Origin of the sequence: Ruegeria sp. HKCCD7255, assembly GCF_013031565.1 — a bacterium.
Taxonomy (GTDB): Bacteria; Pseudomonadota; Alphaproteobacteria; order Rhodobacterales; family Rhodobacteraceae; genus Ruegeria.
On record NZ_WQAG01000002.1, the window covers coordinates 343,889 to 358,638 of the forward strand.

Genomic DNA, 14,750 nt, shown 5'->3' on the forward strand with positions numbered 1-14,750 from the left:
TTGCAATGCCGGGGCAGATCGGGCAAACGCTGCCCGGTTCCGTGACGCCGAGGCACTTCATGACAAACCGTTTTTCTTTTGAGCTGAAAGCCACTGATGGCAAAGCCCGCACCGGTGTGATCCAGACGCCCCGGGGTGAGGTGCGCACGCCCGCCTTCATGCCGGTGGGAACCGCCGCTACGGTCAAGGCTATGCTTCCCGAAAGCGTGCGCGCCACCGGTGCGGATATCCTTTTGGGCAACACCTACCATCTGATGCTGCGCCCCACCGCGGAACGGATCGACCGGCTGGGCGGTCTGCACAAATTCATGAACTGGGACCGTCCGATCCTGACGGATTCTGGCGGATTTCAGGTGATGTCTCTGGCCGGGCTGCGCAAGCTCACCGAGAAAGGTGTTACGTTCAAATCCCATATCGATGGGTCCAAACACGAGTTGACGCCCGAGCGTTCGATGGAGATCCAGCGTCTGCTGGGCTCTGACATTGTCATGTGTTTTGACGAATGCCCGGCGCTGCCTGCCGACCGGGACCGTCTGACCGAGTCGATGCGCCTGTCAATGCGGTGGGCGCAGCGGTCTCGTGACGCGTTCGGGGACCGACCGGGCCATGCCCTCTTTGGGATCATGCAAGGCGGTCTGGAACAAGACCTGCGCGAAGAAAGCGCCGAGGCCCTGACCTCGATCGGCTTTGACGGATACGCCGTGGGCGGTTTGGCTGTGGGCGAAGGGCAGGCGGCCATGTTTGACTGTCTGGACTATGCGCCTGATTTCTTGCCCAAAGACAAGCCGCGTTACCTGATGGGCGTTGGCAAACCCGATGACATCGTCGGCGCCGTGGCGCGCGGGATCGACATGATGGATTGCGTGCTGCCCTCACGTTCGGGGCGTACAGGGCAGGTCTTTACCCGGCGCGGTGTGGTGAACATCAAAAACGCGCGCCATGCCGATGATCCGCGTCCCTTGGAAGAAGACTGCACATGTCCGGCCTGTACAAGTTACTCTCGCGCCTATCTGCATCATGTCTTCCGGTCAAACGAGATGATCGCCGGTATGTTGCTGACCTGGCACAATCTCCATTATTTCCAAGAGATTATGCAGGGCACGCGCGATGCAATCTCAGCAGGGACGTTTGAGGCTTGGCAGGCACAATTCCACGCCCAGCGGGCGCAAGGCGACATCGATCCTCTATAACCACTGCATTCTTGGAAAATTCGGTGGATATCTGTGCGGGATGCCTTGCAGTCCACCGGGGCTTTGGCCATTCTGTTTCACGATAGACGATGACGAGGTTGAAAAGCGGTTCGAACCGCCCCACCTTTAACCATCCAAGACAGGAGACAGCCGAAGGTTGCCATACATGGGACCGGTGCTGTCTTGCCAATGATAAGGATAGAGCATGCAAGAGCCTCTGAATTCCTCATACCCCGTCCTGCCGCTGCGCGATATCGTGGTCTTCCCGCATATGATCGTGCCGCTGTTTGTGGGCCGAGACAAATCGGTCCGCGCGCTGGAAGAGGTGATGCAGGATGACAAGCAAATTCTGTTGTCGAGCCAGATTGATCCCGGTGTTGATGACCCGGAAACCGACGGTATTTACCGGTCGGGCGTTCTGGCCAATGTGCTGCAACTGCTGAAACTGCCTGATGGCACCGTCAAGGTGCTGGTCGAAGGGCAGGCGCGGGTTCAGATCACTGAGTTTCTTGAAAACGATGATTTTTTTGAGGCCCGGGCCGAATATCTGACAGAGATCCCCGGCGACGTGACCACAACCGAGGCGCTGCTGCGCACCGTTGCGGATGAGTTCGAGCGCTATGCCAAAGTGCGCAAGAACATCCCCGAAGAAGCGCTGGCTGCAGTGGGTGAGACCACCGAGCCCGCCAAGCTGGCCGATTTGGTCTCGGGCCATTTGGGAATCGAGGTTGAGCAAAAGCAGGAACTGCTGGAAACCCTCAGTGTCAGCGAACGACTGGAAAAGGTCTATGGCCTGATGCAGGGCGAGATGTCGGTGCTGCAGGTCGAGAAAAAGATCAAAACGCGCGTCAAATCCCAGATGGAGAAGACGCAGCGCGAGTATTATCTGAATGAGCAGATGAAGGCCATTCAGAAAGAACTGGGCGATGGCGAGGACGGCAGCAACGAGGTTGCCGAGCTTGAACAGAAAATCGCCGAGACCAAGCTGTCGAAAGAAGCGCTGGAAAAGGCCGAAGGTGAGCTGAAAAAGCTCAAAAACATGTCGCCCATGTCGGCCGAGGCCACTGTGGTGCGCAACTATCTGGATTGGATCCTTTCACTGCCGTGGGGCACGAAATCCCGTGTCAAAAAGGATCTGGGCCGGGCTCAGGAAATTCTGGACGCCGATCACTATGGGCTTGAGAAGGTCAAAGAACGGATCGTTGAATATCTTGCGGTTCAGCAGCGTTCGAAAAAGCTGAAAGGTCCGATCCTGTGCCTTGTCGGCCCTCCGGGCGTGGGGAAAACCTCGCTTGGTAAATCCGTTGCCAAGGCCACCGGGCGCGAATTTATTCGCATCTCGCTGGGCGGCGTGCGTGATGAATCCGAGATCCGGGGTCACCGCCGGACTTATATTGGCTCGATGCCAGGTAAGATCATCCAGGCGCTGAAAAAAGCGAAAACCACGAACCCGCTGATCTTGCTCGATGAGATTGACAAGATGGGGCAGGATTTCCGGGGCGACCCGGCCTCGGCCATGCTTGAGGTGCTGGATCCGGAACAGAACAACACGTTCATGGATCACTACCTCGAGGTCGAATATGACCTTTCGAACGTGATGTTCCTAACCACGTCGAACAGCTACAACATGCCCGGGCCGCTGCTTGATAGGATGGAGATCATCCCATTGGCCGGTTACACCGAGGAAGAAAAGAGCGAGATCGCCAAGCAGCACCTGATCGGCAAGCAGGTCAAGAACCACGGCCTTAAGACCAAAGAGTTCGAACTGACCGATGAAGCGCTGCAATCCATCATCCGTACCTATACCCGCGAGGCTGGTGTGCGGAACCTCGAGCGTGAGATCGCCAAAGTGGCGCGGAAATCGCTGACCAAGATCATCAAGAAAGAGGCGGAATCGGTCACCGTAACGCCTGACAATCTGGATGAGTTCTTGGGCGTGCCGAAATTCCGCTATGGTCTGGCCGAACAGGACGATCAGATCGGTGTCGTCACCGGTCTGGCCTGGACGTCCGTTGGCGGTGATCTGCTGCATATCGAGGCGCTGAAACTGCCCGGTAAGGGGCGCATGAAGACCACCGGTAAGCTGGGCGATGTGATGAAGGAATCCATCGATGCCGCCTCGTCTTATGTGCGGTCGATTGCGCCCGAGATTGGTGTGAAGCCGCCGCAGTTCGACAAGATCGACATCCACGTGCACGTGCCCGATGGCGCGACGCCCAAAGATGGCCCATCGGCCGGTCTGGCGATGGTAACCTCGATTGTGTCGGTTCTGACCGGTATTCCGGTGCGCAAAGACATCGCCATGACCGGAGAAGTATCATTGCGCGGGAATGCGATGCCAATTGGTGGTTTGAAGGAAAAACTGCTGGCCGCCCTGCGCGGTGGCATCAAGACCGTGCTGATCCCAGAAGAGAATGAAAAGGATCTGGCGGATATCCCGGACAACGTGAAGGAAGGGCTGGAAATCATTGCGGTCAAACATGTTTCCGAAGTTTTGGAACAAGCCTTGACCCGTACGCCTGAACCGATCGAATGGGACGAGGCCGCTGAAGAAGCCGCAGCGGCGACGGGCAAAGCTGCAGAAAGCTCGGGCCCGTCAGCAACCGCACACTAAAACCGATTTCAAGCTTACTGGAAGGGCGGGGATCAAACCCCGCCTTTTTTTGTGCCAGCCTCAGCAACACGCACCAGACCAATCCGGGCCTGCTGCGCTGTCAGCGCGGCGCAATATCTGCTAAGATGGGGCCATTGTAGATCTATTTTTCAGGAGATTATTATGGCGGACGCCCCTCGGACGCATGCGAAAACAGCGCGGGACTCCTACGCAAAGAAAGAAGAGCCCGGCAAGTTCATTGTTCGCTCAACTCAAGAGTTTATCACTTTCGAAAACCAAGACTGCAGCTTGTTGGACTCCGTGCTTGCAGCGCAGGATCAGTTCAGGCCCCCTTTGTCACTGCCCCGCAGTCGTTTTGGTCCATTTCGGGGCCCGGATGATTTCGCAACCGTTCCGGCACCGCATCTTCGGGTCGTGTTTCTGTTGATGAGAATGACAAATACTGTAGTCAGCGGATCGGGCATTTCGGGCGCCTTCGTTCATTGGGCCGGAGAAAGCAACGTCGCCAACGAAGAAATCAACGGCCCGTTCACCTTGTCCGCCCCAGCCCCCGGGGCGGTGATCAACACGAACTCAAACAATGGGATCTATCAGGGCTTGGCCATTGATGCATGCGGATTGTCGGTTTCTTACCCCGTGCAACTCGACAGTTGGATCACTCCAACACCATTCACGAATTCAGATGAAGAGTTTGGTCGTGTCAGCTTGCAAGATACAGACACTCTAGATTCCGCGGGCCTTTACAATTTCGGCTATGTGATCCGTGCAGAAGACGGCAGCGACGTCTCGGATTTCACCTTCAGCGGTCTTGTGTCAGTCTTTTGCAAATCCGAGCCGGATTTCGACTAAACAGCGCATGAGCCGGGTTTTGGCAGTCTGAAAAAACGGGAAGACAGAGCTTCTCCGCACCGACCAGCATTCGGTTCAAAACAGTCCTAAGAACCAGTGCTTTCTCGATTCGGTTGAAACTGCCAGCCCGTTTTGGTTTTCCGTAAGGCATATACACGGGGTCACGCGAACCCCGTGCGCTTGGTTTCACCAATCGTATTACAAAATGAAGTCGTCTGCCGTCAGGTTGTGAAGACCTTCCAGGTAAATGATCATCTCTGGGTCTTTGTCGTTATCAGTGTCGACGTAAACAAGAGTGTGATCGTTTGCCGTCCCAGGCTGGTTCACTTTCTTATAGTAGACTTCACCTTGGTCAGATGTTCCAGCAGGCTTTTCCCCTTTGAAAATAAACTCATCGTCGCCCGCCAATATGGTGCTTGCGTCAATGGCACTTAGATCAATCTTGTCGACGCCGACCTGGAAGTCTCTGATCACATCGGCCTTTGACACACTGGCTTTGCTCTCGCTGGTTGATCGATAGACAAATTCGTCCGCGCCACTGCCGCCGATCATCAAGTCTTTGCCTTTGCCGCCGATCAGCGTGTCGTTACCCGAGCCACCTACCAATTTGTCCCGATTTCCCTGGCCGCTCAAAGTGTCATCGCCAGATCGACCCTTCAACTTGTTCTCAGCGCCGTTTCCGGTGATCTGGTCACTATTTGTGGACCCCTGGACATTTTCGATTTTCAGAATGGTGTCGGTTCCATAACCAGTGTCCTGGGCGGATTTCTTTGTCAGGTCGATTGACGCTGCAGCGTTCCCCGAGATCCTGATCCAGTCTTTGCCAGAGCCGCCATGGATGATGTCGTTTCCGTCTCCGTTGGTGACGATGATGTTGTCAACATCGCCTCCACCAATGACGCGATCATTCCCGGACCCGCCGGTCAGTTGGTCTTTGCCGCTACCACCTTTCAATATGTCGTCGCCGCTTTGGCCGCGGATCGTGTCGTTCCCATCGCGCCCCTTGAGTTTATTGTTCACTTCGTTGCCGACGATAAGATCGTTGCCATTGCCACCAATGGCGTTTTCGATGACGACCCCGTTGGCGATCGTAAAGCCACCGCGAATACCCTTCGCATAGCTGGGAACACCACCCGCATCGTTGCCAACAAGATCGGCGTCATTCAGGTTGATTTTGACTCTCTTGGTTAGGCCGGCAGCTGAAATCGTATCATTGCCGCCAGTGTCCCATATGGCTTGCCAATAGGTCCCGGGCGCGTTTGCATCCGGTAACTGATACACGTTGTCCCCGCGTTTGTGCTGCGCGACGCCATAGATTTCCTGCAACGCAGCGATATCCAATGCCATCGGGCCAACAACGCTTCCGTAGTTCAGAGATTTTAGCGGCAGCTTTGAGGCATAGCCCGGATTGTAGGACATGATGGTAAAGATGGCCTGATTCTGACCATCGGTGCCGAAGTCGTTAAAAGGCCGTGTCACACCTGGGAAAACAGAAGAACCGCCGCCGTTGTCATGCGGGTGGGCAAGACCAAGACCGTGTAAAATTTCGTGCGTGATGATGGCGAAACCTTCACCACCTTTCTGCACCGCAGATTTGCTCAAATAAGGTGAGTCGTAGGCAAAAACGCCTGTCATCGCACTGGAGCCAAAATTACCGAACAGCGGAGTGTCACCAGGTACCTGGTGAAAGCCAACAATACCATTTCCCCCAAGGGCATTGCTTGAGAATAGCGAGTATGACAGGTCAACCTGATTGATCGTCCCGTTTCCAGCCAGGAATCCCTTTTCATTAAACTGTATCGGAATAATGGTTTCGATCAGGTCGAAAGCTTTGCGTATTGCGGATTTCATGAAGCCGCTGAACGCCTGTTGACCAAATGTTCCGTTGTCGAACGAATAGGTGATCACACCGTTGCTCGAAGTGGTGTTCCAGGACGTGCCCCAAATCAGACTGTCCACGTAAACGTTGCCAGTGAGATTGTTCCCCGGGGAAGAGGTCGCGATTGCCATTTCCGTCAGTTCTCTCTGTCTAATTTCATACGGATCCGAAAAAGCCGTCTTGATCCGATGTTCGTTTTCCTTGCACCAATAGTGCGTAAACTATGCGTTACAGTTATGAATCTCAGGGTAGTCACCTTAAGATTGACTGCAAGCTATTCAGATCGTCTGTCCGGTGCTGCGTTGCGCAGAAGTATCACTTTTTCAGTCGCGGCATCCGAATAGGTCTACCTTTTTAATATGTTAGATCTTTTTGAATGCGAGTTGTGATCGCTGTATTTCTGGAATTGTTGTTTTTTAACTTTTTGAGCAGCTTGCAACTATAGGGTGTTCTGGAGGTCATTGTTTATCGTCATGCCGAAGCCGGCAGATCTCCGTCATTGCCTGGCGCGCTGTGACTGGTCGCATGAATTTGAGGAAGCCTGGTGAAAGTTCGGCCAATCTCAAAAAACTTCAAAACGCCGCTTGACGCTGCTCGACCATAGCCATAATACACCCCAACGTTCCATCAGGAACGGGCAGTGGGCGGTTGTAGCTCAGTTGGTTAGAGTACCGGCCTGTCACGCCGGGGGTCGCGGGTTCGAGCCCCGTCAACCGCGCCATCACTGTCAGCCTTTGATCCGGGCAAACGGATCGCACAGAGACCCAAAATGCGCGGTTGTAGCTCAGTTGGTTAGAGTACCGGCCTGTCACGCCGGGGGTCGCGGGTTCGAGCCCCGTCAACCGCGCCATTTTTCACTTTAGTCCACGTTTTCCGAAGTCAATTCGCTGCAAAACGCATCCGTTATGATCTTGGTGAGCGCTGCCTTGGCGAAAACCGGCATGTTCTCTTATTGTTCTAACTTTTCTGTTGGAGACTCAGCCTGGCTCAACTATCTCTTAACCACTTGATTGTTGGGGGCCCGAGATGGCTGAGCTGAAGAATATTGAGGTGCGCGGCGCGCGCGAGCATAATCTTAAAGGCATTGATGTCGATATTCCGCGGGATCAGCTGGTCGTGATCACGGGTCTGTCGGGCTCGGGCAAATCCTCCTTGGCGTTTGACACGATCTATGCGGAAGGCCAGCGGCGCTATGTCGAGAGCCTTTCTGCCTATGCGCGGCAATTCCTGGACATGATGGAAAAGCCTGATGTGGATCACATCAGCGGGCTGTCTCCGGCGATTTCGATTGAACAGAAAACCACGTCGAAAAACCCGCGTTCGACGGTCGGAACGGTCACAGAAATCTACGACTACTTGCGGCTGCTTTTTGCGCGCGCGGGCACACCCTATAGCCCCACCACCGGCAAGCCGATTGAGGCGCAGCAGGTACAGGACATGGTCGACCGGATCATGACCATGGAGGAGGGCACGCGTGGGTATTTGCTGGCCCCGATCGTGCGGGATCGGAAGGGTGAGTATAAGAAAGAGTTTCTGGAACTGCGCAAACAGGGGTTTCAGCGGGTCAAGGTGGATGGCGAATTCCATGAGCTCGACACGCCGCCAACGCTGGACAAGAAGTTCCGCCACGATATCGATGTGGTTGTCGACCGTCTGGTGGTGCGTGAGGGGATGGAGACGCGCTTGGCCGACAGTTTGCGCACTGCTCTGGATCTGGCTGATGGCATCGCCATTCTTGAAACGGCCCCAAAAGAGGGGGAGCCCGAGCGGATCACTTTCAGCGAAAACTTCGCTTGTCCGGTCAGCGGCTTTACCATCCCCGAAATCGAACCCCGGCTGTTTTCCTTCAACGCGCCGTTTGGGGCCTGCCCGGATTGTGATGGGCTGGGGGTTGAGCTGTTTTTTGACGAACGGCTTGTGGTGCCGGATCAGACGCTGAAACTCTATGACGGCGCGCTGGCGCCCTGGCGGAAGGGGAAATCTCCGTATTTCCTGCAAACCATCGAAGCGATTGCGCGTCACTATCAGTTTGACAAGAGCACACCGTGGAAGGATCTGCCCGAAAAGGTCAAACAGGTGTTCCTGCGCGGCTCGGGCGATGAGGAAATCCAGTTCCGTTATGACGAAGGCGGGCGGGTTTATCAGGTGACCCGCAGTTTCGAGGGCGTTATCCCAAATATGGAGCGGCGTTATCGCGAAACCGACAGCGCCTGGATCCGGGAAGAGTTCGAGCGCTATCAGAACAACCGCCCATGCGGCACCTGTGAAGGATACCGCCTGCGGGCCGAAGCCTTGGCCGTGAAGATTGCAGGATTGCATATCGGTCAGGTGGTGCAGATGTCGATCCGTGAGGCGTTGGCCTGGGTCGAAGATGCACCCAACCATCTGAGCGCGCAGAAAAACGAGATCGCGCGGGCGATATTGAAAGAGATTCGCGAGCGTCTGGGGTTCCTGAATAACGTTGGTTTGGAATACCTTACACTGTCACGTTCAAGCGGAACTCTGTCGGGTGGAGAAAGTCAGCGTATCCGTCTGGCCAGCCAGATCGGCTCGGGGCTGACAGGTGTACTATACGTTCTGGATGAACCGTCCATCGGCCTTCATCAACGCGACAATGATCGCTTGCTGGGCACGCTCAAAAATCTGCGGGATCAGGGCAATACGGTGATCGTGGTCGAGCACGATGAGGAGGCCATACGCGAGGCAGATTACGTTTTTGATATCGGGCCCGGTGCCGGTGTTCATGGCGGGCAGGTGGTCAGCCACGGGACGCCTTCTGACATCACGGCAGACGCGGCTTCGATCACCGGTCAGTATCTGGCCGGAACGCGCGAAATCCCGGTTCCGACGGATCGTCGAAAGGGAAACAAGAAGAAACTGAAGGTGGTGAAAGCAACGGGCAATAATCTCAAAGAGGTGACCGTTGAGTTCCCACTGGGCAAGTTTGTTTGCGTGACCGGGGTATCTGGGGGCGGCAAGTCGACCCTGACGATTGAGACTTTGTTCAAAACGGCCTCAATGCGCCTGAACGGCGCGCGGCAGACGCCAGCACCTTGTGAAACGATCAAAGGGTTGGAGCATCTGGACAAGGTCATTGATATCGACCAGCGACCAATCGGGCGGACTCCGCGTTCGAATCCAGCAACTTACACCGGGGCCTTCACGCCGATCCGGGACTGGTTTGCCGGGTTGCCTGAGGCCAAGGCGCGGGGTTACAAGCCCGGTCGGTTCAGCTTTAACGTCAAAGGGGGCCGGTGTGAGGCCTGTCAGGGTGATGGTGTCATCAAGATCGAGATGCACTTTCTGCCCGACGTCTATGTGACCTGCGAAACCTGCAAAGGCGCGCGGTACAATCGCGAGACGCTTGAGATCAAGTTCAAGGGCAAGTCCATCGCCGATGTGCTTGATATGACTGTGGAAGACGCGCAAAACTTCTTTAAGGCGGTTCCGTCAATCCGCGACAAGATGGACGCGCTGGCGCGTGTTGGGCTTGGCTATATCAAGGTCGGCCAGCAGGCGACGACCTTATCGGGGGGCGAGGCGCAGCGGGTGAAACTTTCGAAAGAGCTGTCGAAACGTTCAACCGGGCGCACGCTTTACATACTGGACGAACCTACCACTGGTCTGCATTTCGAAGACGTGCGCAAACTGTTGGAAGTGCTGCATGAACTGGTTGATCAGGGCAATACGGTTGTGGTGATCGAACACAACCTGGATGTAGTGAAAACGGCTGACCACATCATCGATATTGGCCCGGAGGGCGGCGACGGCGGCGGTGAGGTTGTTGCGACAGGCACACCCGAGCAGGTGGCCGAGGTCGAACGCAGCCATACCGGGCGTTATTTGAAACCGATGCTGGGCGGCGCGCGGGTCGCGGCGGAGTGATATCTGGCCTCAGTACCGCGCGTAGCGGAACATGTGCGAGTGGCGCATCAGCGGTGGGAAGAAGATAAAGATGAAGCCAAACGCCACATAGGCGAAAATCATCATCGGGATCCACAGCAGGAACCCGATGATCCCCACAAAACCCGCGATGCGCGTTGCCGTTTGCGGCTGGAAAAAGCGATTAAGGGCGGCGTGAAACAGCCTGCCGCCATCCAACGGCATCAGCGGCAACATGTTGAACAGCGCCAGAAAAAGGTTGAGGTCGGCTGTCACTGCCAGAACCCAGCCCAGATCGGGCGATTTGACGTGCGGTTCCAGCAACGAACAGACGGCCCACAATGTCAGATTCACGATGGGGCCCATGGCCACGATCAACTCGTCTTCATAGGATGTTGTCGACCGGCGATGCTCGCAAAACCCGCCGCCGCCATAGAGAACGACGCGCTTGACCGGCACGCCCTGAATCAGACAGCCCCAGGCATGCCCCAACTCGTGCAGCAGGATCGATACGATCAGTATTGCCGCAAATCCAAGCGCATAGGGCAGGCTGTCGGGGTCGAAGTTGAACCCAACGATGATCAGAATCAGGAAAATCAGACTTTGATTGACTTGGACCGGAACATTCCATGGTCCTTGAAACTGAAAAAGAGGTGTCTCGTTGCTCATGTACAATCCTCAAATGAATGAGGATTGTAGTCGCTTAGAATTGTGTCAAAAATTTTAAGTTACACTCAAGGTTGCGAAATTGGCATCTAACCGTTGACCAGGCGACACCTCCGCTGTGTTCCCTTTGGCTGAGTGTCAGTTCAGAATATCGACCACCGCGCCGATCAGGTTCAGCACCTTTCGTGTGTCTGGATCGACGCGATAAACGTAGTCACCCGCGCGGATGTAATAATCATTGCGCTTGAGCCCATAGCGATAGGGATCTTTCACCCACCGATAATCGCCATTGATGTACTCTCCATTGCGGTAGAGCTTTTTGGCTTGGCCAGGCGGGACGCAGGGCACGGCTTTTTTGGCAAGCCCCGGAGGGCAATGCCCTGGCTTACCCTTGGCAAATGCTGTTACTGGCGTCAGCGACACAGCCACGACCATCGCCGTTTTTGTTAGTGCTTTGTTCATTTCGCCATCCTTTTCTTTTGGCCAAAACGCCACAGCCCACGTCAGTAGATGGAGTTTTCCCCGGCCAATGTCAAAGGCGGCAGGCAAGTTGCCGCCAGATCGTCACGTGCGACCACGCTGTTCAAATCGCGGCAACATGGCGCTGAAATCCTGGCCCAGCCCGTTTTCGTGTTCGACAAACTGTTCGTAAAGCGCCATGGCGGCCTGACCCATGGGGGTATCGGCATCGGCGCTGTCTGCGGCCTGTTGGCTCAGACGTAAATCCTTGAGCATCAGCTCTGCCGCGAATCCCGGCTGATAGCCGTTATCCGCTGGGCTTTGCGGGCCAACGCCAGGGGCAGGGCAATAGGCATTCATTGTCCAGCTATAGCCCGATGACGTGCTGACCACGTCAAACATCTTTTGCCGGTCGAGACCCAGCTTGTCGGCCAGCGCAAAGGCTTCACAGGTGGCAATCATAGTCACGCCCAGGATCATGTTGTTGCAGATCTTGGCCGCCTGACCGGCGCCTGCTTCACCGCAATGCACCGCCTTCTGGCCCATGATCTCGAACAGCGGCGCGGCCTTGGCAAAAGCGGCCTCCGAACCGCCGGCCATGAAGGTGAGCGTACCCGCCGCGGCCCCACCGATGCCACCAGACACTGGCGCATCAACGGCCAACAGACCGGCCTGAGTTGCCTGATCTGCAACCGCGCGGGCGCTGTCCACATCCACCGTTGAGCAATCGACAAGCGCAGCCCCGTTGGACATCGCTGGAATGATCTGATCGGCCACGGCGCGTAGGATCTGGCCATTGGGCAGCATGGTGATCACAACCTCCGCGCCCGAGGCGGCCTCGGCGGCCGTGCCTGCCATCGCAACCCCTTCGACGCTGACATCAGCCATGTCAAAGCCTGTCACCGCGTGCCCCGCAGCCGCCAGATTGGCGGCCATCGGCGCGCCCATATTGCCCAATCCAATGAACCCGATTTTCATGCTTAATCCTCCTCAAATGTCAGCCGGTCCGCCCCCAGGGGTTGTAGTATCTTTGACACCGCAACGGGGGGCACCAAACCATCTGCATGTTGCCAATTTGGGGTGCGATCCTTGTCGATAATCTGGGCCCGGATGCCTTCCAGAAAGTCGCTGTGCTGGGTGGCGCGGAAGGTGAAACGGTATTCCATTTCAAGCGCTTTGCGCATGGTCAGAGTGCTGGAGCGGAGCCGATGCAGCATCTCAACCGTCGCGGCCATCGACAGAGGTGAATTGCGCCCAAGGGCTTTTAAGGCTTTTTCCGAAAAGTCGGACGGGTTGTTCTGCAGCATATTGCGGATATCTGTCAGCGTCTCACCGTCGAAGTAATGGTCGATATCCCGTTGCATGTCTTTCAATGTGCTGTCGGGCAGGGCTTGCGCATGTTGCGCGATCGGCTCGGCACTGCCCGAGGCTTCGAGCAGTTCGATCACCTCGGGCCAGATATCCCGTGGAATATAGTGATCAGCAAACCCGGCATAAATCGCATCCGCTGGCCCCATGCGATGCCCGGTGGTGCCCAGATATTCGCCAAGCCGCCCCGGTGCCAAAGCCAGCATCAGAGATCCACCGACATCAGGGATCAACCCGATCGAACATTCCGGCATGGCGATTTGCGACGTGTCACAGACCACACGGTGACTGCCGTGGCAGCCTATGCCAACCCCGCCGCCCATGGTGAAGCCTTGCAGAAAGCTGATCACCGGCTTGGGGTATTCAAAGATCATAGCGTTCAGGCGGTATTCGTCGCGCCAAAAGGTCTGGCCATAAGAGTGATCGCCTTGGGTCGCTGCCGCATAAAGCTCGGCAATATCTCCGCCCGAGCAAAACGCCTTGTCACCTTCGGCATCCAGAATGATCAGATCGACCTCATCGTCTTCGCGCCAGTTCCGTAAGGCGGTATCGATGGCCATGCACATCTCATAGCTGAGCGCATTCAACGCCTGCGGCCGTGTCAGAGTAATGCGCCCGGCGCGGCCGGTGGTGCGAATATCAATATCGGGCATATGGACCTCAGCGAGCGGACAGCATCTGGCGTGCGACGATCACGCGCATGATTTCATTGGTGCCTTCCAGTATCTGATGCACCCGCAGATCGCGCACAAGCTTTTCGATGCCGTAATCGGCCAGATAGCCATAGCCGCCATGCAGTTGCAGGCATTGATCCACCACTTTTGACCCGGTCTCGGTCACGAATTTCTTGGCCATGGCGCAGAATTTGGTTGCATCTGGCGCGCCCTGATCCAGCTTCCACGCGGCCTGTCGCAAAAAGACACGGGCGGCCTGCAATTCGATTTCCATGTCCGCCAGACGAAACTGAAGCGCCTGGAATTGATCGATGGACTGGCCAAAAGCCTTGCGCACGGACATGTATTGCATGGTCATATCCAGGCCGGCTTGCGCCGCACCCAGAGAACAGGCCGAGATATTCAACCGCCCGCCATCCAGCCCCATCATGGCGTATTTGAACCCGTCGCCTTCGGTGCCCACAAGGTTGTCGGCGGGTATTTTGCAATCATCAAACTGGACTTGCGCCGTGGGTTGGCTTTTCCAACCCATCTTCTGTTCGAGAGCACCGAAACTCAGGCCGGGGGCACCGTCCTCTACATAAACGGTCGAAATCCCTTTGGGGCCGTCCTGACCAGAGCGCACCATGCAGACATAGGCGTCGGAGTAGCCACCGCCTGAGATGAACGCCTTGGTGCCGTTCAGCACATAGCCTTCGTTGTTGCGTTCCGCCCGGGTTTTCAGCGCAGCCGCATCCGAGCCTGATCCGGGCTCGGTCAGGCAGTAGCTGAGCACCGTGTTCAAGCTGAGAATATCGGGCATGACGCGGGATTTCAGCGTATCACTAGCAAAGCTGTCCAACATCTTGGCGCACATATTGTGAATCGACAAAAACGCGGCGACCGACGGGCAGGCCATCGACAGGGCCTCGAACACCAGTGTGGCGTCCAGACGGCTGAGCCCTGAGCCGCCACTTTCCTCCGAAACATATAGACTGCCGAACCCAAGCTCTCCGACCTTCGGCCACAGGTCCTTTGGGATGGTCCCATCAGCTTCCCATTGGCGTGCATAGGGCGCGATATGGTCCTGCCCAAAAGCATAAGCCATGTCGAAAATGGCTGTCTGTTCCTCGGTCAATGCGAAATCCATGGCAGGCCTTCCCGTGTCTTTAGAATTGAACGGTTGTTTA

At 56.0% G+C, this 14,750-nt stretch carries 10 protein-coding genes and 2 tRNA genes; 6 read left to right on the forward strand and 6 right to left on the reverse strand.

The annotated features are described in order from the left end of the window. Nucleotides 1-59 precede the first annotated feature (59 nt). From tgt to GOX45_RS05420, 3 genes are all read left to right on the forward strand, one after another. Entirely contained in the window at nucleotides 60-1,190 is a 1,131-nt protein-coding gene (gene tgt / locus GOX45_RS05410) for a tRNA guanosine(34) transglycosylase Tgt (protein WP_171098749.1), read from the forward strand. A gap of 205 nt (nucleotides 1,191-1,395) precedes the next feature. After that, nucleotides 1,396-3,804 carry an endopeptidase La gene (gene lon / locus GOX45_RS05415; RefSeq protein WP_171098752.1) on the forward strand — a complete coding sequence of 803 codons (2,409 nt, stop codon included), beginning with the start codon at nucleotides 1,396-1,398 and terminating at the stop codon, nucleotides 3,802-3,804. 432 nt (nucleotides 3,805-4,236) lie between these two features. Further along, a complete protein-coding gene (locus GOX45_RS05420) occupies nucleotides 4,237-4,653 on the forward strand; it encodes a hypothetical protein (RefSeq protein WP_171098753.1) in 417 nt (138 codons plus the stop codon). Nucleotides 4,654-4,851: 198 nt separating this feature from the next. On the opposite strand, the gene GOX45_RS05425 is transcribed toward GOX45_RS05420, so the two are convergent. Beyond that, a complete protein-coding gene (locus GOX45_RS05425) occupies nucleotides 4,852-6,663 on the reverse strand; it encodes a M10 family metallopeptidase (protein WP_171098755.1) in 1,812 nt (603 codons plus the stop codon). A 513-nt stretch (nucleotides 6,664-7,176) separates the two neighbouring features. Here GOX45_RS05425 and GOX45_RS05430 point away from each other — a divergent pair. From GOX45_RS05430 to uvrA, 3 genes are all read left to right on the forward strand, one after another. Continuing rightward, nucleotides 7,177-7,253, forward strand: a tRNA-Asp gene (locus GOX45_RS05430). A 52-nt stretch (nucleotides 7,254-7,305) separates the two neighbouring features. Next, nucleotides 7,306-7,382: transfer RNA gene (locus GOX45_RS05435), tRNA-Asp, on the forward strand. A gap of 176 nt (nucleotides 7,383-7,558) precedes the next feature. After that, a complete protein-coding gene (gene uvrA, locus GOX45_RS05440; protein WP_171098757.1) occupies nucleotides 7,559-10,417 on the forward strand; it encodes an excinuclease ABC subunit UvrA in 2,859 nt (952 codons plus the stop codon). A 9-nt stretch (nucleotides 10,418-10,426) separates the two neighbouring features. Here uvrA and GOX45_RS05445 read toward each other — a convergent pair whose 3' ends face one another. From GOX45_RS05445 to GOX45_RS05465, 5 genes are all read right to left on the reverse strand, one after another. Next, nucleotides 10,427-11,083 (reverse strand): site-2 protease family protein, encoded by a 657-nt coding sequence (locus GOX45_RS05445; protein ID WP_171098760.1) that lies wholly within the window; start codon nucleotides 11,081-11,083, stop codon nucleotides 10,427-10,429. A gap of 135 nt (nucleotides 11,084-11,218) precedes the next feature. Next, nucleotides 11,219-11,542: a hypothetical protein gene (locus tag GOX45_RS05450; protein ID WP_171098762.1), complete on the reverse strand. Its 324-nt coding sequence runs from the start codon at nucleotides 11,540-11,542 to the stop codon at nucleotides 11,219-11,221. A gap of 102 nt (nucleotides 11,543-11,644) precedes the next feature. Continuing rightward, a complete protein-coding gene (gene mmsB, locus GOX45_RS05455; RefSeq protein WP_171098764.1) occupies nucleotides 11,645-12,517 on the reverse strand; it encodes a 3-hydroxyisobutyrate dehydrogenase in 873 nt (290 codons plus the stop codon). A gap of 2 nt (nucleotides 12,518-12,519) precedes the next feature. Continuing rightward, nucleotides 12,520-13,560, reverse strand: coding sequence for an enoyl-CoA hydratase/isomerase family protein (locus GOX45_RS05460; protein WP_171098766.1), 1,041 nt, complete (start codon nucleotides 13,558-13,560; stop codon nucleotides 12,520-12,522). 7 nt (nucleotides 13,561-13,567) lie between these two features. Further along, on the reverse strand, nucleotides 13,568-14,710 hold the full coding sequence (locus GOX45_RS05465) for an acyl-CoA dehydrogenase family protein (protein ID WP_171098767.1): 1,143 nt from the start codon (nucleotides 14,708-14,710) through the stop codon (nucleotides 13,568-13,570). Nucleotides 14,711-14,750 lie beyond the last annotated feature (40 nt).